The organism is Pseudomonas sp. ERMR1:02, assembly GCF_002277815.1.
In the GTDB taxonomy this organism is placed as follows: domain Bacteria; phylum Pseudomonadota; class Gammaproteobacteria; order Pseudomonadales; family Pseudomonadaceae; genus Aquipseudomonas.
This window is the reverse complement of record NZ_NKJI01000005.1, coordinates 379,652-398,023: the sequence shown is the minus strand read 5'-3', so window position 1 is coordinate 398,023 and position 18,372 is coordinate 379,652. Positions and strand designations below refer to the sequence as shown.

At 60.8% G+C, this 18,372-nt stretch carries 12 protein-coding genes, 6 pseudogenes and 1 riboswitch; of the genes and pseudogenes, 6 read left to right on the top strand and 12 right to left on the bottom strand.

Annotated features, from left to right (window positions below; all coding sequences use genetic code 11):
• Nucleotides 1–5 precede the first annotated feature (5 nt).
• The 8 genes and pseudogenes from CES87_RS12645 to CES87_RS33050 all read right to left on the bottom strand — a co-directional run bounded on the left by CES87_RS12645 (nucleotide 6) and on the right by CES87_RS33050 (nucleotide 6,282).
• A pseudogene (locus CES87_RS12645) lies at nucleotides 6–529 on the bottom strand (TIGR02281 family clan AA aspartic protease).
• Nucleotides 526–1,515, bottom strand: a complete 990-nt coding sequence (locus CES87_RS12640; RefSeq protein WP_128606366.1) for an esterase-like activity of phytase family protein — start codon at nucleotides 1,513–1,515, stop codon at nucleotides 526–528. The pseudogene CES87_RS12645 and the gene CES87_RS12640 overlap by 4 nt, the downstream one beginning before the upstream one ends.
• Nucleotides 1,515–3,418: pseudogene (gene parE, locus CES87_RS12635) on the bottom strand (DNA topoisomerase IV subunit B). Before parE ends, CES87_RS12640 begins: the two are co-directional and overlap by 1 nt.
• Before the next feature lie 77 nt (nucleotides 3,419–3,495).
• Nucleotides 3,496–4,104, bottom strand: a complete 609-nt coding sequence (locus CES87_RS12630) for a YqiA/YcfP family alpha/beta fold hydrolase (protein ID WP_128606365.1) — start codon at nucleotides 4,102–4,104, stop codon at nucleotides 3,496–3,498.
• 196 nt (nucleotides 4,105–4,300) lie between these two features.
• Nucleotides 4,301–5,114 (bottom strand): annotated as a pseudogene (cpdA, locus tag CES87_RS12625) (3',5'-cyclic-AMP phosphodiesterase).
• A 110-nt stretch (nucleotides 5,115–5,224) separates the two neighbouring features.
• Nucleotides 5,225–5,675 (bottom strand): annotated as a pseudogene (locus CES87_RS12620) (DUF1249 domain-containing protein).
• Nucleotides 5,666–6,178 carry an NUDIX domain-containing protein gene (locus tag CES87_RS12615; RefSeq protein WP_256590877.1) on the bottom strand — a complete coding sequence of 171 codons (513 nt, stop codon included), beginning with the start codon at nucleotides 6,176–6,178 and terminating at the stop codon, nucleotides 5,666–5,668. The pseudogene CES87_RS12620 and the gene CES87_RS12615 overlap by 10 nt, the downstream one beginning before the upstream one ends.
• The gene (locus tag CES87_RS33050; protein WP_256590879.1) at nucleotides 6,160–6,282 is read right to left on the bottom strand and encodes a hypothetical protein; all 123 of its coding nucleotides are present in this window, start codon (nucleotides 6,280–6,282) and stop codon (nucleotides 6,160–6,162) included. The genes CES87_RS12615 and CES87_RS33050 overlap by 19 nt, the downstream gene beginning before the upstream one ends.
• Before the next feature lie 206 nt (nucleotides 6,283–6,488).
• On the opposite strand from CES87_RS33050, the gene CES87_RS12610 reads away from it, so the two are divergent.
• Entirely contained in the window at nucleotides 6,489–7,235 is a 747-nt protein-coding gene (locus CES87_RS12610; protein ID WP_128606364.1) for an RsiV family protein, read from the top strand.
• Here CES87_RS12610 and cytX read toward each other — a convergent pair.
• Both cytX and thiC read right to left on the bottom strand, forming a co-directional pair.
• Nucleotides 7,204–8,494: pseudogene (gene cytX, locus CES87_RS12605) on the bottom strand (putative hydroxymethylpyrimidine transporter CytX). The gene CES87_RS12610 and the pseudogene cytX sit on opposite strands and share 32 nt — an antisense overlap.
• 148 nt (nucleotides 8,495–8,642) lie before the next feature.
• Nucleotides 8,643–10,531 (bottom strand): annotated as a pseudogene (gene thiC / locus CES87_RS12600) (phosphomethylpyrimidine synthase ThiC).
• A 163-nt stretch (nucleotides 10,532–10,694) separates the two neighbouring features.
• Nucleotides 10,695–10,800: riboswitch (TPP riboswitch) on the bottom strand.
• Between the two features lie 193 nt (nucleotides 10,801–10,993).
• On the opposite strand from thiC, the gene CES87_RS12595 reads away from it, so the two are divergent.
• Nucleotides 10,994–12,427 (top strand): TolC family outer membrane protein, encoded by a 1,434-nt coding sequence (locus tag CES87_RS12595; RefSeq protein ID WP_128606363.1) that lies wholly within the window; start codon nucleotides 10,994–10,996, stop codon nucleotides 12,425–12,427.
• Nucleotides 12,428–12,558: 131 nt separating this feature from the next.
• Here CES87_RS12595 and waaA read toward each other — a convergent pair whose 3' ends face one another.
• Together waaA and CES87_RS12580 are read right to left on the bottom strand one after the other, a co-directional pair.
• Entirely contained in the window at nucleotides 12,559–13,836 is a 1,278-nt protein-coding gene (gene waaA, locus CES87_RS12585; RefSeq protein WP_128606362.1) for a lipid IV(A) 3-deoxy-D-manno-octulosonic acid transferase, read from the bottom strand.
• On the bottom strand, nucleotides 13,829–14,749 hold the full coding sequence (locus CES87_RS12580) for a LysR family transcriptional regulator (protein ID WP_128606361.1): 921 nt from the start codon (nucleotides 14,747–14,749) through the stop codon (nucleotides 13,829–13,831). The genes waaA and CES87_RS12580 overlap by 8 nt, the downstream gene beginning before the upstream one ends.
• A gap of 103 nt (nucleotides 14,750–14,852) precedes the next feature.
• Here CES87_RS12580 and CES87_RS12575 point away from each other — a divergent pair, with 103 nt between their 5' ends.
• The 4 genes from CES87_RS12575 (at nucleotide 14,853) to CES87_RS12560 (ending at nucleotide 18,359) form a co-directional block, all read left to right on the top strand.
• Nucleotides 14,853–15,185: a multidrug efflux SMR transporter gene (locus tag CES87_RS12575; RefSeq protein WP_095192165.1), complete on the top strand. Its 333-nt coding sequence runs from the start codon at nucleotides 14,853–14,855 to the stop codon at nucleotides 15,183–15,185.
• A 187-nt stretch (nucleotides 15,186–15,372) separates the two neighbouring features.
• Entirely contained in the window at nucleotides 15,373–16,548 is a 1,176-nt protein-coding gene (locus CES87_RS12570; RefSeq protein ID WP_128606360.1) for an FAD-binding oxidoreductase, read from the top strand.
• Nucleotides 16,545–17,357 carry an aldo/keto reductase gene (locus CES87_RS12565; RefSeq protein WP_128606359.1) on the top strand — a complete coding sequence of 271 codons (813 nt, stop codon included), beginning with the start codon at nucleotides 16,545–16,547 and terminating at the stop codon, nucleotides 17,355–17,357. Before CES87_RS12570 ends, CES87_RS12565 begins: the two co-directional genes overlap by 4 nt.
• Nucleotides 17,358–17,390: 33 nt before the next feature.
• On the top strand, nucleotides 17,391–18,359 hold the full coding sequence (locus CES87_RS12560) for a metal ABC transporter ATPase (protein WP_128606358.1): 969 nt from the start codon (nucleotides 17,391–17,393) through the stop codon (nucleotides 18,357–18,359).
• Nucleotides 18,360–18,372 lie beyond the last annotated feature (13 nt).

Sequence of the window (18,372 nt, the reverse complement as noted above, 5' to 3'; positions counted from 1 at the left end):
GGGCCTCATCGGTTCGTTGTCTGGCGCAGCAGCATGGTGCCACCGCGCTGGGTAAATTCAAGTTTGTTCAGTGCGCTCATGCCGAGCAGCACCTGATCGCAATGCAGGCCGGGCGCCACCAGTGCGCGGACGTCACGCAGCACGATGTCGCCAAGTTGCAGGCGTTCGATACGGGTGCGATAGCCCTGGCTCAGGCCATTGGCCGTGCTCAGGGTCACACCGAAACCTTCTTCCAGATTCAAGCGCTTGGCCAGCTCCGCCGGGATCGCCACGTCGGTCGCCCCAGTGTCGAGCATGAAGTCCACTGGCTGACCGTTGATCTGGCCGCTGACTACAAAATGCCCTTGGGCATTGCCCAACAGTTTCACCTCGATAAAACCGTCGCCCTGCTGCGAATTGACCACCGCGTTGGGATTTTGCTGTCGCTCTTCCCATTGACCAAAAAATCGCGTCGCCAGAAACAGCGCAGCGCACCAGGCCAGCACCATAAAACCCGACCGGCGCGCCTGCCCGGCGTTTGCTGACTCATGGCTTGGCACTCCAGCCACCGTCAGGCGCGGCAAAGCGCCAAATGATCGGACGATCCTCGCCATCGGCGCGGGCACCGTTGTTGTTGTCGATACCGATCCAGGCGCCCTCGGCGTCCACGATCAACGCTTCCGCCAGCCCATAGGCCTGTGGATAACGGCGATGTTCCTGTAATGCCTCGTCCGCAAACGACCAGCAGCGCTCGACCTTGGCCGTCACCGCGTCTCGGCGGCAAATCTGGAACGCGTTGCGCTCAAGGGTAAAAAGCTTGCCGCTGAACAATGCCAGATCGGCAAAATCCCGTGGCATCGCTTTGGCCCCGGGAAATTGTGCAGGCTGCATTTCCTTACCGGCTTCGCTCAGCAACACACAACCGCCATCGCAGTCCCAGACGGTTTGCTTGCGCTTGATCAGCAACAACCCGCGACCCTCACGCTCGGCAGCCAGCCACAACTGGTCACCCGCCGGATTGATCGCCAAACCTTCGAACACCGCATTGAAGTGCAAAAGCAAGCCGCTAGCCCGAGCCTCGCGAACCATGAGCGGCGAAATTTTCAACCACGACGCCGGCCCGGTTGGCGGAATTTGCAGTACAGCCGCGTGAGCTTCGCTGACCACGTAGCGGTTGCCGGCGCTGTCGCAGGTAATACCTTCAAAATCCAGGTCGCCGCCACGGATGAACGATGCCGCCCAGACCCGAACGCGTATACCCCATGGCAAACCGCTGTCGGGCACGGTAGGAACATCGATACCCACTGTTTCAGCGTGCCAGACGCCGTCGCCGGTTTCGAGGCGATAGATCTGGTCGTCGTCGCGGTCGGAAACTGTCCACAGCTCCTTGCCACACTGGGCCAGCCCGGACAGGTTGCCGCCGCGCATACCGTCGACAGCATGTTCGGACAACAGGCGCAGCTGTGGTGTCGGCTCGGCAGACACCGTGATCGAGGTCAGCAGCAACGTACACGCCAGGGCAAAGCCCAGACGCATCAGCCCAGAACCTCGGCCAGGTTGCCCTTGGACTCCAGCCAGGTTTTGCGGTCGCCAGCACGTTTTTTCGCCAGCAGCATGTCCATCATTTCCGAAGTCGCTTCGAAATCTTCCAGCGTCAGTTGCACCAAACGCCGAGTGTTCGGGTCCATGGTGGTTTCGCGCAGCTGCGGCGGGTTCATTTCACCCAGGCCTTTGAATCGGGTGACCTGCGGCTTGCCGCGTTTTTTCTCGGCCACCAGGCGATCGAGAATCCCGTCGCGCTCGGCTTCGTCCAGGGCGTAGTAGATTTCTTTGCCCAGGTCGATACGGTACAGCGGCGGCATGGCGACATAGACGTGACCTGCGTCCACCAACGGGCGGAAATGCTGGACGAACAACGCACACAGCAGCGTGGCAATGTGCAGGCCGTCGGAGTCGGCGTCGGCGAGGATGCAGATCTTGCCGTAGCGCAGCTGGCTCATGTCCGCGGCGCCCGGATCGACACCGATGGCCACGGCGATGTTGTGCACCTCCTGGCTGGCCAGCACTTCGCTGCCGTCGACTTCCCAGGTGTTGAGAATCTTGCCGCGCAACGGCAGGATCGCCTGGAACTCTTTATCCCGCGCCTGCTTGGCCGAACCACCGGCGGAATCACCTTCCACCAGGAACAGCTCGGAACGCATCGGATCCTGTCCGGCGCAATCGGCGAGTTTGCCCGGCAACGCCGGCCCCTGGGTAATGCGTTTGCGCTCGACCTTCTTGCTGGCCTTCAGACGACGGCCGGCGTTATTGATCGCCAGTTCGGCCAGCAGCAGGCCGGTTTCCGGGTGGGCGTTGAGCCACAGGCTGAAAGCGTCCTTGACCACACCGGAAACGAACGCCGCCGCTTCGCGGGACGATAGACGCTCTTTGGTCTGACCGGAAAATTGTGGTTCCTGCATCTTCATCGACAGCACGAAAGCGACGCGCTCCCAGACGTCTTCCGGAGCCAGCTTCACACCGCGCGGCAACAGGCTGCGGAATTCGCAGAACTCGCGCATTGCGTCGAGCAAGCCCTGACGCAGGCCGTTGACGTGAGTGCCGCCCTGGGCGGTGGGGATCAGGTTGACGTAGCTTTCCTGAACTGCGTCGCCACCTTCCGGCAGCCACAGCAGCGCCCAGTCCACGGCTTCCTTGTTACCGGCCAGGCTGCCGCAGAACGGTTCGTCCGGCAGGCGTTCGAACTCACTGACTGCGTCGACCAGGTAAGAACGCAGGCCGTCTTCGTAGTGCCATTCGACTTTCTCGCCGGTAGCCTTGTCTTCAAACTGACCAGCAGCCCTGGGCACAGCACGGCCTTGGCCTTGAGCACGTGTTTGAGGCGGCTGATAGAGAATTTTGGTGAATCGAAGTATTTCGGATCCGGGGCAAAGAACACGCTGGTGCCGGTGTTGCGCTTGCCGACGGTGCCGATGATTTCCAGCTCGCTCGACTTGTAGCCGTCAGCGAAGCTCATCTGGTATTCGTTGCCGTCACGTTTTACGCGCACCCGGACTTCAGTCGACAAGGCGTTGACCACCGAAATACCAACGCCGTGCAGACCGCCGGAGAACTGGTAGTTCTTGTTGGAAAACTTGCCACCCGCATGAAGCTTGGTAAGGATCAGTTCGACGCCCGACACGCCTTCTTCCGGGTGAATGTCCACCGGCATGCCACGGCCGTCATCGCTGACTTCCAGCGAGTGATCGGCGTGCAGGATGACTTGCACCGATTTGGCATGCCCTGCCAAGGCTTCGTCGACGCTGTTGTCGATGACTTCCTGGGCGAGGTGGTTTGGTCGACTTGTGTCGGTGTACATGCCGGGGCGCTTGCGCACCGGGTCGAGGCCCGAGAGGACTTCGATGGCGTCGGCGTTATAAGAGCTAGCGCTGGGAGTGGCCATGGGGTCTCGTCGTCCTTCAGTGAAAAGCTGTTCAGTGAAAAAAATTCAGTACAACAAGGGCATGTCTGCCGTGAAAATCAAAGCGCTGTGAAATCAATGCCCTGATACAAATCCGCGCCTATGCCGGCAAAACTCAACATGGCCGGAAGCTGTGCGGCAAATCCCTGGAAACTATGGTCGCCGCCTGCCTGGATACGCAAGGCGCAGGCCCGGTAATACTGTTGGGCAAGGCGATAGTCCAGCGTTTCGTCCCCGGTCTGCAACCACACCTGATAGCGATAGGGGTCCTGCGGTGCCGGCACTTCCAGCTCGGCCAGGGCCGTCACGTGGTCGTGGGTCAGTTCCCAGGCCTCATCGGTGTACAGGTTTTTCTGTGTTCCCAGAAATCCGTCGAACATCCGGTGCGGACTGACGGCAGGATTGATCAACAGGGCTTTCAGGCCATGGCGCTCGGCCAGGTGAGTCGCATAGTAGCCGCCGAGCGAGCTGCCGACCAGCAATGGCCGACCGAGCTCGGCAATCGCCTGTTCCAGCTGACCGATGGCCTCACGGGGATGGTGATGCAAAGCGGGCACGCGCAAATGATCGCTCAAGCCCAGCCGCTCCATCACTTCGCTCAACAGAGTGGCCTTATGTGATGCAGGCGCGCTGTTGAAACCGTGGATATAAAGGATCGAGCCGGACATTTGAACTCCCTGTGCGTCGGGTAAAGAAGACGGAGTTTACAGGGTGTCGGGGGAATCGGGGATATCCGCGAAATTCATGTCGCCTGTACGGACGCCTTCGCGAGCAAGCCCGCTCCCACAGTCAACCGAGTTCCTTCAGATGGAATGCGGTCGAATGTGGGAGCGGGCTTGCTCGCGAAGGCCGCAACTCAGTCTTTCAGTAACCGTTGGAGCCATAATCGACTTGGAAGTCGAAGCCGGTGACGCGCTCCACGCCGGTTTCCAGCCGCCCGTCCGGCAGCAACCGCAACCAGCGATACCCCGGCGCCTGCTCGCTGACCTTGAAATCTTCGCTCCCCGGCTCGAACTGAATGCAGGTCGACGGCGAAGCGATGAGACGTACATCGCCACGCATTTGATCAATTTCCTGATGCACATGTCCCAGAGCACAGCGCGCACCTGCGGAAAACGCTCCAGCACCGCAAACAACGCTTCGGGATTACGCAACCCGATTGGCTCCATCCACGCACAACGATAGACACCGGATGGTGGTGCAAGCACACCAGATGATGCCGCTGCGGCGCCTCGCTCAACGAGCGGGCCAGCAACTGCAACTGTTCATCCTGCAAATATCCGGGCACCGAGCCCGCAACCGCTGAATCAAGCAGCGTGACTCGCCAGTTGCCGATATCCACCACCGGCTCAAGCAAAGCACTCTGCACCGCGGCCTTGGCCATGATCTGTGGCTCGTCGTGATTACCGGGAATCCAGCGCGTCGGCGCATCAAGCGGCCGGGTTAAATCGCGAAATAGTTGATAGGACTCCAGCGTGCCGTCCTGGGACAGATCACCGGTGGCCAGGATCAGATCGATCTGCGGTTGCTGCGCCCGCACCAGCTCGATGACTTTTTGCAGACTTTCGCGGGTATTCATGCCCAGCAGCGTGCCTTGCGCCTCGGCAAACAGGTGACTGTCGGAGAGTTGCACCAGCAACGCCGGTTCGGCGGTGGACAATGTAGATACGCTCGGCAAGGTGTTCTCCCAGGGCGCGACACGGGATGGGGTCAGTGGCGCAATTATGCTGGGGGACGCTCGAAAGGGGAAACCTGCGAACCTGACGCAGTTCACAACTGCGGCTCAAGTTAGCGTACGACTTCGTACTCATGCCCCAAAGCCAGGCAATGGCTCAGCCACTCCCCAGAAACATATTCAGCTGGGCCTTTCATCAGGCTGGTGCATCGAGGCATTCGGGTAAGGATAGATGCCGCGAAAACGTCGCGCATGCTCGGCACTGACCACTTCGGCCATGCAGGCGTCGTGATAGACCTGGACTTCCAGTTGTGGCACAGGCAGCCAAGGCAGGCTGTGTTCCTGGCGCACTTGCAGGGTCGTGGTGTACGGGCAGACTTGCAGCACCTCCAGCGCCAGCACACCGAGCATCTGGTCGCCATGGGTCACGGCGATGCGCCGTGCCGCCGGCTCGCTGCGCATGTCCGGCAGCAGTCGCATCAGGCGCGCATAATTCGCCTCACAGGACGCTTGCAGCCCGACCAGGTCTACCCGATAGCGATCGCGCAACTTGTTTACGACCATAACCCCCTCACTTCAACGCGGTTCAAAGCCAGCCATTGCAAGGCAATGATGGTGGCCGCATTGGAAATTCGTCCATCGCGTACGGCTTGCAGGGCATCTTCAAAGGCCCACACCGTGACGCGGATATCTTCTGCTTCTTCCTCCAGCCCATGCAGGCCGCCGACCCCGGTTGTCTCGCAACGCCCCAGGAACAAATGCACGAATTCATTGCTGCCGCCCGGCGATGGAAAATATTTGATCATCGGCCACAGCGCCCCGAATACAAGCCCAGCTTCCTCCTGCCCTTCGCGGTGAGCAACTTCTTCCGGCACTTCTTCCTTGTCGATCAGACCAGCGACCAGTTCGATCAGCCACGGATTGTCGGTCTTGCCCACGGCGCCGACGCGAAACTGCTCGATCAGTACCACTTCGTCGCGCTGTGCATCGTAAGGCAGCACGCATACCGCATCGTGGCGAACGAACACTTCACGATGGATTTCACGACTCATGCCCCGGCGAACAATTCGTGACGCAAGTGCACGCGATCGAGCTTGTAGAAGCCCTCGAAGCACTTTTCGCGCCGAACGATATCTACGGCGGTCGGAATGGCGTTGGCGAAATCAGTCATGACAATCCTCGTGTCTACAACGAGGCTCCAGCCTCGACTTCGCGCCATCCTAACGCGCCCGTGATATTTGTTGCAGCCCCCTTTCCCGTCAGCGGGATAGACGGTGAGGGCGAAACCCACTCTAATTAGCTTAGTGGCGAACTGACTGCGCCGTTGATAGTCGAAGCGGTAACTTTTTGCCTTTCCCTGTTTTATGAAGGACACCCATGTCGCTTTTTAAAATTGCCTCCGTGGCCGCTATTGCCCTTACCCTGGGCGCCTGCCAGAGCCTGTTCCAGCCCAACTATCGAGCGCCGCTGGAAACCACGCGCGATGCCACCGAGCAGCTCAAGCCAGACTGCAAGGAACAGGACTGTCCGCTGGTGAACATAGACACCGTGCACTTCCCCACCGAGCCTGCGCTTGACGGCATCATCGAAAATCGCCTGCTGCAAATGACCCATACCTCGCCCGATGCCCAGGTCGCACCGACACTGGCGGCCTATCGCGAACAGTTTTTGCGCACCGCCGGACCGCGCAACAGCAGTTATCTGCAAGCGAAAGTACGCGAGCAGCATGACGGATTGGTGATCATCGAGTTGTCCAGCTACCTGGACACTGGCGGTGCCCATGGCACGCCGGGTCGAGGCTTCATTAACTATTCACGCCAGCAACATAAAGTGCTGACGTTGTCGGACATGCTGGTGCCGGGGCAGGAAGAGGCTTTCTGGAAAGCGGCGCAAGTGGCGCACAACAGCTGGCTGATCAGCACCAAGCTCGATCAGGAACCGGAGTTCGTCAAGAGCTGGCCGTTCCAGAAAACCCAGAACGTGGCGCTGACCTACGGCGGGGTGATCCTCAAGTACGACACCAGCAGCATCGCGCCTTACGCGCTGGGCCATGTCGAACTGAAGATCCCCTACCCTCGCCTGAACGGCATCCTCAAGCCCGAGCTGTTTCCCGGCCGTAACTGAAGGCAGCACCCAGCACAAGCTGCATCAGCCCTGCCAGGATCAGTGCCGGCAGGGTTGCGCCGATATCCGGATACAGGTTGGCCAGCAGATGATACGTGCTGATCCCACCCAGCCAGGCGAGCAGCGCCGGCCAGCGCAACGCGGCTGACGCCACCTGGCCACTGCGCTTGCGCAGAATGAAGTGATCCACCAGCACCACGCCGAACAGCGGCGCGAATACCGAACCGATCAGCAACAGGAAGTTCTGGTACTGGGCCAAAGGCGCCAGCAAGGCGATCAAGGTGCAGACCACACCGATGGCCAACGCCAGGTGCTCGACCTTCAAGCGCAACAGAATCCCGCTGGACACCGCCGCCGAGTGAATATCGGCGAAGGCGTTTTCCGACTCATCCAGCAGAATCAGCAGCAGCGGAATCCCCAGGCCAGCTCCGGCCAGCGCCAACAGCAAGGCATTGACTTCACCGCTCGGCGCGAACGCCAATGTGTAGGCCACGCCCAGGCTCATCAGCCAGAAATTACCGATAAAGAAGCCGATCGCGGTGCCACCGAAGACGTTCTTCGCGCGTTTGCCAAAACGTGAGTAGTCGGCAATCAGCGGCAACCACGACAGCGGCATGGCAATGGCGATGTCGAAGCCCACGGCGAATGGCATCGAACCGTCACCGGCCTGTGCCCACAAGGCCGCCAGGTCAGCCTTGGCGAACAGGTTCCAGGTCAGCCAGATGCATGCAGCCAGCAGCAGCCAAATGCCCCACTTGCGCAGGATCTGCCGCACGAAGGTCAACGGCCCACTCACCGCCAGCAAGGTCGCCAGTGCGCCGAAAATAGCGTCCACAGCACTGGATTGGACAGCAGGCTGCCTTCGCTGAAAGCGCGCGCGCCCAACAGGCTGGCCGCATCACGCATGACGATGATTTCGAACGAGCCCCAACCGATCAGTTGTAGCAGGTTCAGCACCGCCGGCAGGCTCGCACCACGCTTGCCGAGGCTGAGCTTGAGCGCAGCCATCGACGAAAGGCCAGTGTCGCTGCCGATCACGCCGACCGCAGCCAGCAACAGCACGCCGACCAGCGTGCCGAGGAATATCGCCAGCAACGAGCCGGACAGCCCTAGACCCGGCGCGAGCAAGGCGCCGGTCTGCAAGACCATCAGGCCGATGCCGAGGGAGAACCACAGGGAAACAGATCGCGGCCGCCGAACACACGTTTGTCGATCGGCACCGCGATATCGGGGGAGTAAGTGCTGGGTTGAATGCTCACGGGGTGTTATCTCAGAGGGACATTTGTTGTTGTAACCGCTATCTGTAGGAGCGAGGCTTGCCCGCGAAGGCGGTGTGTCAGGCAAACCGCCTTCGCGGGCAAGCCTCGCTCCTACAAGAGCAGCGCCAGAGCGGCGCAGCGGGTCAGATCAAACTTTCTGGTAAAGCTGACTGCCTTCCTGCTTGAAGCGCTCGGCCTGTTCGGCCATGCCTTGGGCGACATCCACGTCGACCGCTTCGATCCGTTGGTTGGCCGCGTATTCACGGACTTCCTGGGTGATTTTCATCGAGCAGAATTTGGGCCCGCACATGGAACAGAAGTGCGCGACCTTGGCCGAATCCTTCGGCAGGGTTTCATCGTGATACGAACGAGCAGTGTCCGGATCAAGGCCCAGGTTGAACTGGTCTTCCCAACGGAATTCGAAGCGCGCCTTGCTCAATGCATTGTCGCGGATTTGCGCACCAGGATGCCCTTTGGCCAGATCGGCGGCATGCGCGGCGATCTTGTAGGTGATGATCCCTGTCTTCACGTCATCCTTGTTCGGCAGGCCCAAGTGCTCCTTCGGCGTCACGTAGCAGAGCATGGCGCAGCCGAACCAGCCGATCATCGCCGCACCGATGCCGGAGGTAATGTGGTCGTAGCCCGGCGCGATGTCGGTGGTCAGCGGGCCGAGGGTGTAGAACGGCGCCTCGTCGCAGCATTCCAACTGCTTGTCCATGTTCTCCTTGATCAACTGCATCGGCACATGGCCAGGGCCTTCGATCATGCACTGCACGTCGTGTTTCCAGGCAATCTTGGTCAGCTCACCCAGGGTTTCCAGCTCGCCGAACTGCGCTTCGTCGTTGGCGTCTGCAATCGAACCCGGACGCAGGCCATCCCCAGCGAGAAGCTGACGTCGTAGGCCTTCATGATTTCGCAGATGTCTTCAAAATGGGTGTAGAGGAAGTTCTCTTTGTGGTGCGCCAGGCACCACTTGGCCATGATCGAACCGCCACGGGAAACGATGCCGGTCACGCGCTTGGCGGTCATCGGCACGTAGCGCAGCAGTACACCGGCGTGGATGGTGAAGTAGTCGACGCCCTGCTCGGCCTGCTCGATCAACGTGTCGCGGAACAGCTCCCAGGTCAGGTCCTCGGCGACGCCGCCGACTTTTTCCAGGGCCTGATAGATCGGCACGGTCCCGATCGGTACTGGCGAGTTGCGGATGATCCACTCGCGGGTTTCGTGAATGTGTTTGCCGGTGGACAGGTCCATGACCGTGTCCGAACCCCAGCGAATGCCCCAGGTCAGTTTCGCCACTTCTTCTTCGATGGACGAACCCAGGGCGCTGTTGCCGATGTTGCCGTTGATCTTCACCAGGAAGTTACGGCCGATGATCATCGGTTCCAGTTCGGTGTGGTTGATGTTGGCCGGAATGATCGCGCGACCACGGGCGATCTCGTCACGGACGAATTCAGGGGTGATGACTTTCGGCACGCTGGCGCCAAAGCTGTGGCCGGCGTGTTGCTGATCCAGCAGGCCGGCGGCACGGGCCACTTCCAGCTTCATGTTTTCGCGGATGGCGACGTATTCCATCTCGGCGGTAATGATGCCTTGGCGGGCGTAGTGCATCTGGCTGACGTTGGCGCCCGGCTTGGCACGGCGCGGGTTGTTGACGTGAGCGAAGCGCAGCTTGGTCAACTCTGGATCGGCGAGGCGTTCCTGGCCGAAGTTCGAACTCAGGCCGCTCAGGCGTTCGGTGTCGCCACGGGATTCGATCCACGGTGAGCGCACATCGGCCAGGCCTTTGCGCACGTCGATGGTGACGTTGGGGTCGGTGTACGGGCCCGAGGTGTCGTACACAACCACCGGCGCGTTGACTTCGCCACCGAAGTCGGTCGGCGTCACATCGAGGCTGATTTCGCGCATCGGCACGAGGATGTCGGGGCGTGTGCCCTGAACATAGATTTTTTGCGAGCGGGTAAAAGGCTGAACCGATTGCTGATCGACCTTGGCCGAGTCACTCAGGTTGGTAGCTATTTTTGCTTTTGTAGTCATCACGGGCTCTCCAGACAGCATCCAGGCAGTGGAATTTTGTCGGAGTGAACCTGTAACGAATGGACGCACGTGAACTGGGAAAACCAGCTGTGCTGTGCTCAGTGCTCGAGGGGTGTTCGATTGTCGAACAACATCCCGGACGAAGCACAAGAGGACTCGCCGGGTGACGAGAAATCTTGTTCCCTACGCAGGCGCTAACCTGATCAGGTTCAACGGGATCCGAAATTATTCGATCTCAGCCTCACAGCAAGGCACCCCGACAAGAACGTGGCCAGTCTAGACACAACTGGCAAAGAACGCCAACACCACGATAAACACCGTGATGAATGGCGCATTTACAGGATTGTTGCCGAACGAGCGCGCAACTACACTCGCAACGGCCACGCTGCGCATTGACGCTGAATGTGCCGCGCCGTAGCCTTGGCGCTCAAATTATCAGTGTAATTTTCTAGGGATCGCCTCATGCTGCGCAAACTCTCACTGGCCGTTGCCGTGTCTTGTGCGTCCAATGGAATGGCCTGGGCAGCAGAAGCGCCCGTATCGACCAAAACTGACCTGGTCAGCGTCTATCAGGAAGCGGTCGACAACAACGCCGACCTCGCCGCCGCCGTCGCCCAATATGGTGCGCAGAAAGAAGTCGTGCCCCAGGCCCGCGCCGGATTGCTGCCCAATTTGTCGGGCGGTGCTAATGTCACCAGCGTGCGCACAGCGATCGACCAGCCTTCGGCCACCGCAAACCGCGATGCCCACTCCTATCAAGCCACCCTGGCGCAACCGCTGTTCCGTGCCGATCGCTGGTTCCAGTTCCAGGCTGCCAAGGACGTGAACGAACAGGCCGCCCTGCAACTTTCTGCGACCGAGCAAAACCTGATCCTGCAAACCGCCGACAGCTACTTCAACGTGCTGCGCAGCCAGGACAACCTGGCCTCGACCAAGGCTGAAGAAGCCGCATTCAAGCGCCAGCTCGACCAGTCCAACGAGCGCTTTGATGTAGGCCTCTCGGACAAGACCGACGTACTGAACTCGCAAGCCAGCTACGACACCGCTCGGGCCAACCGCATCGTCGCGCAGCGTCAGGTGGATGACGCCTTCGAGGCCCTGGTCACCCTGACCAACCGGGAGTACAAGTCGATTCAAGGCATCAGCCATAACTTGCCGATCCTGCCGCCGGCGCCGAACGACGCCAAGGCCTGGGTCGAAACGGCGGCCAGACAGAACCTCAATCTGTTGGCCAGCAACTACGCCGTCAGTGCCGCCGAGCAAACCCTCAAGCAGCGCAAGGCTGGCCATGCACCGACTATCGATGCCGTAGCGAAATACGAGAAAGGCGACAACGATGCACTGGGCTTCAGCAACCCGAATGGATTCCCCCAACCATACGGTGGAAACGTCGAGCAGACGTCGGTAGGGCTGCAACTGAACATTCCGATCTACAGCGGCGGCCTGATCAACTCCCAGGTGCGTCAGTCGTACGCCCAACTGGACCAGACCGAGCAGCAACGTGAATCCCTGCGTCGCTCAATCGTGGAAAACACCCGCGACCTGCACCGCGCGGTGAACACCGATGTCGAGCAGGTTCAGGCGCGCAAACAATCGATCATCTCCAACCAGAGCGCGGTTGAAGCGACCGAAATTGGCTATCAGGTGGGGACGCGAAACATCGTCGACGTGCTGGATGCGCAGCGCTCGCTGTACACCTCGGTGCGCGACTACAACAACACCCGCTACGACTACATCCTCGACAACCTGCGCTTGAAACAACAGGCCGGCACGTTGAATCCGGGGGACTTGCAGGACCTGGCACGCTGGCTCAAGCCCGACTACAACCCGGACAAAGACTTCCTGCCGCCGGATCTGGCCAAGGCTGCGGCTGAACAGCTCAAAGCCCGGCCCTGAGATCCTGTAGGAGCGAGGCTTGCCCGCGAAGAACGATGACTCGGTACCACAGACAACCGCGTCATCGTTCTTCGCGGGCAAGTCGGATCGCCGCACCGCTCGCTTCTACGGGACTTGTGTACGGCAAATCTTCACCGGTCGATCAACCGCCCCAACCCATCCAGCAATCGCTGCAACGCACCCTGATTGGTGCGCATTACCTTCAGCCCTGCCTGCGCCATGCGCTGCGCATCCCGCGGCAATTCGAACAGGCGCTGCACCGCCAAGGCCAAGCCTTCGGCATCCTCCACTTCCTGCAACGCCCCGGCGCTGCGCAATTGCGCGGCAATTTCGAGGAAGTTGAACAAGTGCGGACCACTGAGCACCGGTTTGGCCAGCGCCGCCGGCTCAAGCAGGTTATGTCCGCCATTGGGCACCAGGCTGCCGCCAACGAACGCGCTGTCGGCCAGGGCATAGAGAAACAGCAGCTCGCCCATGGTATCGCCCAGCAGCACTGAAGTGGCGGCGGTGACCGACTCGCCACTGGAGCGACGGACCGTGGCAAACCCCTGCTGCCGGCACAACTCGAACACCGGATTGAAGCGCTCTGGATGACGCGGCACCAGGATCAGCAACGCATCGGGATGGCCCGCCAGCAACTGACGATGCGCCGCCAGCACCACCTCGTCTTCGCCCTCGTGAGTACTGGCGGCGATCCACACCGGACGCTCCTGCGCCTGCCATTGCCCGCGCAACTCGGCGGCACGCTGCAACAGCTGCGGGTCGATGGTCAGGTCGAACTTGATCGAACCGGTGACTTCGACGGTTTCAGTACGCGCGCCCAAGTCACGGAAGCGCCGGGCCTCGGTTTCGGTCTGCACCGCAAACAGGCTCATTTCGGCGAGCATCGGCCCGGTCAGTTTGCCGAAGCGGCCATAGCCTTTGGCCGAGCGTTCAGACAATCGCGCATTGGCCAGGGCCACGGGAATCCCGCGCTTGGCGCATTGGTGGATATGGTTGGGCCACAGTTCGGTTTCCATGATCACCGCCAGTCTTGGCCGGACTCGATCGAGAAAACGCTTGGCCGCACACGGCAGGTCATAAGGCAGATAGCAGTGCTGGATACGCGGCTCATTGGCGAACAACGCCTGAATGCGCTCCGAACCGGTCGGGGTCATGCAGGTCACGGTGATCGCAAGCGTTGGATAACGTTGCAGCAAGGCGCGGATCATCGGTGCAGCGGCAATGCTTTCGCCTACCGACACCGCGTGAACCCAGATACCACCGGGCTTCATCGTCGGCATCCCGTAGGAGAAACGCTCGCCGATGCGTTTGGCATAAGCCGGCGCCTTGCGCGCCCGCAGCCACAGCCGAATTGCCACCAATGGCAGCCCCAGATAAAACAGCGCGGTGTAGAGAGTTCTATTCATGGCGGCGGAGTTTATCGGTTTTTTCGCCAATCGCCTGCAGATGCACGGCAAAACGTTCCGCCAGCCAGCGCGCCGCTGGCCCCAACGGCTCATCGCGACGCCAGACCAGCTCCACCACCAATGCGGGCGGTGTCCATTCGCTGCTCAGTTCAACCATCTGGCCGTGATAGGTCGGGTACTGCACCACATGACGTGGCAGCCATGCCCAACCGAGACCGCGCACCAACCATTCCGCCATCACGTAAAAACTGTCAGCCCGCCAGACCTGCGGACTGGCCGGCTCGCTGCCGGGGTAGACACTGGACTGGGTCGACATCAGCAGTTGACGATGCTGAGCCAGTTGCTGGCAATCGACCTGTGTCTGCTTCGCCAACGGATGGTCCACACCACACACCGTGACCATTTCCACACTGCCGAGCACTCGCCTCTCCAGCGCTTCGGGGATCTGGTCGTGAAAGAACAGCAAGCCCAGATCGGCACGACGCTCCACCAGTTTGCGGGCGACTTCGCCTTGGGCGGCGCTGGTCAATTGCACCTCAAGACTGGGAAAGCGCTCGGCCAATGCCTCGAAGCTCTCGATGATCGGTTGATAAGGCATTGCCTCGTCCTGGGCCAGACGTAGGCGAGCCTCCTGCCCGCGCATCATCGCCAGCGCCCGGCCATTGAGGCGCTCACACTGACGCAGCACTTCCCGCGCCTCATCCAGCAAGGCATTGCCGGCCTCGGTGAGTTTCGGCTGACGTCCACTGCTGCGGTCGAACAGACTCACACCCAGATCTTCCTCCAGCAGCGCGATCGCACTGCTGACCGCCGACTGCGCCTTGCGCTGGTCCCGTGCCACGGCTGAAAACGAACGTTGCTCCGCTACGCTGACAAACAGGCGCAGCTGCTCCAGATTCCATTGCATGTTCATGGCTCAACCCATCTTTCTGGCAGATAGGTAATGACTTTACCGCATCTGAGGAATATCTAGAATGCCGACCCAAGAGAGCAACACTTCACACGAGGATTGACCCATGACCGCTTACTACTACCTGGCCATTGCCATCTGCGCCGAAGTGATTGCCACTGTTTCGATGAAAGCAGTCAAAGGCTTCAGCACCCCGCTGCCACTGCTGTTGGTGATCGTCGGTTACGGCATCGCCTTCTGGATGCTGACCCTGGTGGTGCGCAGCGTGCCGGTGGGCGTGGCTTACGCAGTTTGGGCCGGCATGGGCATCGTGATGGTCAGCGTCGCGGCGCTTTTTATCTACGGGCAGAAGCTGGATGTGCCAGCAATGATGGGGATGGCGCTCATCGTTCTGGGCGTCGTTGTCATCCAGCTCTTCTCCAAAACCGCGGGGCACTGACCCAGCCCTGTAGCAGCTGCCGAAGGCTGCGTCCGGCTGCGAAGCAGTCGTCAAACCCGACGACGTGATTCTTCAGACAGACCGCAGACGAGGACTTCGTCCTCGGACGCAGCCTTCGGCAGCTGCTACATGGCGCTCGGCATGAATCTGTATACTGCGCCCTCGTCTTGAACACTGAGGTCGCCGCATGCCATCCGTTATTTCCACCGACGTTCTGATTGTCGGCGCTGGTGTCGCCGGCCTCTGGCTAAATGCGCGCCTGCGCCGCCAGGGTTTTTCGACCGTGCTGGTGGAGAGCGCCAGCCTCGGCGGCGGACAGAGCGTGAAGTCCCAAGGCATCATCCACGGTGGCGCCAAATACGCGCTGCATGGCGCCCTGACCGGTGCCTCGGAAGCCATCGCGGACATGCCGCGGCGCTGGCGTGAAGCCTTGGCCGGTGACGGTGAGTTGGACCTGTCCGGCGTGCGCCTGTTGTCCGAAGCCCATTACCTTTGGTCCCCCGGCACGATTGCCGGCAACCTCACCAGTTTCTTCGCCAGCAAAGCCGTGCGCGGACGCGTCGATCAGGTCAAGGGCGATCAACTGCCACCCGCCCTGCAAGACAAACGCTTCAAGGGCAAGGTCTATCGCCTGGCGGAACTGGTGATCGACGTGCCGAGCCTGATCCAGCGCCTGGCCGACCTGGCGGGTGACGGCTTGCTCGCCGGTCAGAAGATCGAACCGCTGCTGGAGGGCGGCGTGCTGGTGGGCCTGAAGGTGGACGAGCGCGAGATCCGCGCTCAACGCATCGTCTTGAGCGCCGGCGCCGGAACGGCGGCACTGCTCGAGGCGCTGGGCTTGAGCCAGCCAGCCATGCAACGTCGGCCGTTGCACATGATCATCGCCAAAGGCCCGAACCTCAAACCGCTGTACGCCCACTGCCTGGGCGGCGGCACCAAACCGCGCATTACCGTGACCACCCACCCGGCCGCCGACGGCCAGTGGGTCTGGTACCTGGGCGGCGATATCGCCGAGACCGAGGGCGTGGCCCGTGAGCCCGCCGAACAAATCGCCACCGCACAGAAAGAACTCGGGCAGTTGCTGCCCTGGATCGACCTGAGCACCGCGCAATGGGCGACCTTGCGCGTGGATCGCGCCGAGCCGCTGCAAACGGGGCTGACCCGCCCCGACAACGCATTCATTGCCGAGGAAGGTCGACTGCTGGTGGGCTGGCCAACCAAACTGGCACTGGCGCCGGACTTCGCCGACCGGGTTATCGCAAACCTCGAACGCGACGGAATTCAACCAGGCCCGGCAACCGAGTTGCCGCCCCTGCCAAAACCGCCGATGGGCGTCCCGGCCTGGGAGCAACTGCTGCCATGAGCCAACCCACCCTGCACGATCTGCACCGCTCCTTGGGCAGCACCGGCCTGCTGGTATCGCCCCTGGGCCTGGGCACGGTAAAACTCGGCCGCGATCAAGGGGTGAAATACCCCAACGGCTTTCAGATCCCTGACGATGACGAAGCGCGCATGCTGCTCAAACTCACGCGAGACCTGGGCATCAATCTGATCGACACAGCTCCGGCCTATGGTCGCAGCGAAGAGCGCCTCGGACCGTTGTTGCGTGGGCAGCGTCAGGATTGGGTGATTGTCAGCAAGGTCGGTGAAGAGTTTGCCGACGGTCAGTCCCGCCACGATTTCACGGCCGCGCACACCCGACTGTCAGTGGAACGAAGCCTGCAACGCCTGGAGACGGATTTTCTCGATCTGGTGCTGGTGCACTCCGATGGCAACGATCTGGCGATCCTCAACGACTGCGAAGTCTACGAAACCCTCGCCGCACTCAAGGCCGAAGGCAAGATTCGCGGGTTCGGTTTTTCCGGCAAAACCGTCGAGGGCGGTTTGAAGGCGCTGGAGCAGGGCGATTGCGCGATGGTCACCTACAATCTGAACGAACAGACCGAAAAGCCCGTCATTGACTATGCTGCTGCTCACGGCAAAGCCATTCTGGTGAAAAAAGCCCTCGCCAGCGGTCACGTGTGCTTGAGTCCGGGGGTGGATCCGGTGCGCGCCAGTTTCGAGCTGTTGTTCGAACATCCCGGTGTTGCCAGTGCTATTGTCGGGACCATCAATCCGCTGCACCTCGCCCACAACGTCGCGACCGTAGCCCAGGTCCTACGTAGCAACTGATGCCGCCTCACGCGGCCTTAAGCAGGAGCCGACATGCCGCGTACGCTCATAAGAAAGAACCCGAGCAACTTCAAGACCCTGCCGTTATTCGTCGAAGCGACTCCCGAAGGCCTGAGTTATCAGAGCGTCGGGAGGCCACTCAATTTCACCCAGATCCTGCAACGTCGCCGCCCGGTGGCGGTCGGCGACAGCGAGCGGTTTGCCCTTGAGCTGGCCAACCTCGGGGTATCGGTGCGCCTGACGCTGCATTGGCAGAATCGCGATTACTGGGTGTTGGTTCGGCAACATCGGCAGGACCGTGGCGATGTGGTGCTCAAGTTGATTTCCGGATACGTGCCAGCCCATGAACTGAACCTGCCCCTGCATACGGCGATTCAGGAGATTGCCGAGGAATGCCTGCTGGAAACTCCCGAAGGCTGGCTCGGCGGCCGCTTCAACGAAACCTGGCTGCCAGCACCCTACTCGTCGGCCCTGCATTACCGCGAAGCCCTGCCCTTTCGCCTGACGCCACTGTCCGGTTCGGCACGACCTGTGCGCTGCGCCAACCTGCCGTTGATCGAACGGCCACGAGCCTATGTGCACTTGCCGACGGCATCACTGCAGTTGATCTACGATTTGCGCCTGGACGTGCCCAAGGAAGCAAAATCCCTGAGCCTGTTCCATGTCGATGAGCGACTGGAGGGCGATCAACTGGTGGCCCGTCTGGATCGCAAGCGTCCGGATCTGTACCTGATGCCTTTGCAGGACGGCCGACCTGTGGCCGAGCTCTACACCTTGAAAAAAGATCAACTGTACCCGGCGAGTACGCGCGGGTTATTCCTGGCCGAAAGCTTTGCCCGGCAAGAGGGCTGGCTGGTGAAGGATGAGCGGATTCGCTGGAAGGATTGGGTAAGGCAACAGGGTTTGACGCCACCCGCGAAGAATTCGGGTTTGGCGCTGTTACGAGGGAAGGCAAAACAGCTGCTGAAGAAGATGGTGCCGCGTAAAAAAGTCAGCTCCTAAAACCTGCTGGGAA

Bases quoted from the DNA above. Each gene is read 5' to 3' on its own strand.
- CES87_RS12640 (WP_128606366.1), bottom strand. From the start codon at position 1,515: ATGCGTCTGGGCTTTGCCCTGGCGTGTACGTTGCTGCTGACCTCGATC.
- CES87_RS12630 (WP_128606365.1), bottom strand. From the start codon at position 4,104: ATGTCCGGCTCGATCCTTTATATCCACGGTTTCAACAGCGCGCCTGCA.
- CES87_RS33050 (WP_256590879.1), bottom strand. From the start codon at position 6,282: ATGACTGATTTCGCCAACGCCATTCCGACCGCCGTAGATATCGTTCGG.
- CES87_RS12610 (WP_128606364.1), top strand. From the start codon at position 6,489: ATGTCGCTTTTTAAAATTGCCTCCGTGGCCGCTATTGCCCTTACCCTG.
- CES87_RS12595 (WP_128606363.1), top strand. From the start codon at position 10,994: ATGCTGCGCAAACTCTCACTGGCCGTTGCCGTGTCTTGTGCGTCCAAT.
- waaA (WP_128606362.1), bottom strand. From the start codon at position 13,836: ATGAATAGAACTCTCTACACCGCGCTGTTTTATCTGGGGCTGCCATTG.
- CES87_RS12580 (WP_128606361.1), bottom strand. From the start codon at position 14,749: ATGAACATGCAATGGAATCTGGAGCAGCTGCGCCTGTTTGTCAGCGTA.
- CES87_RS12575 (WP_095192165.1), top strand. From the start codon at position 14,853: ATGACCGCTTACTACTACCTGGCCATTGCCATCTGCGCCGAAGTGATT.
- CES87_RS12570 (WP_128606360.1), top strand. From the start codon at position 15,373: ATGCCATCCGTTATTTCCACCGACGTTCTGATTGTCGGCGCTGGTGTC.
- CES87_RS12565 (WP_128606359.1), top strand. From the start codon at position 16,545: ATGAGCCAACCCACCCTGCACGATCTGCACCGCTCCTTGGGCAGCACC.
- CES87_RS12560 (WP_128606358.1), top strand. From the start codon at position 17,391: ATGCCGCGTACGCTCATAAGAAAGAACCCGAGCAACTTCAAGACCCTG.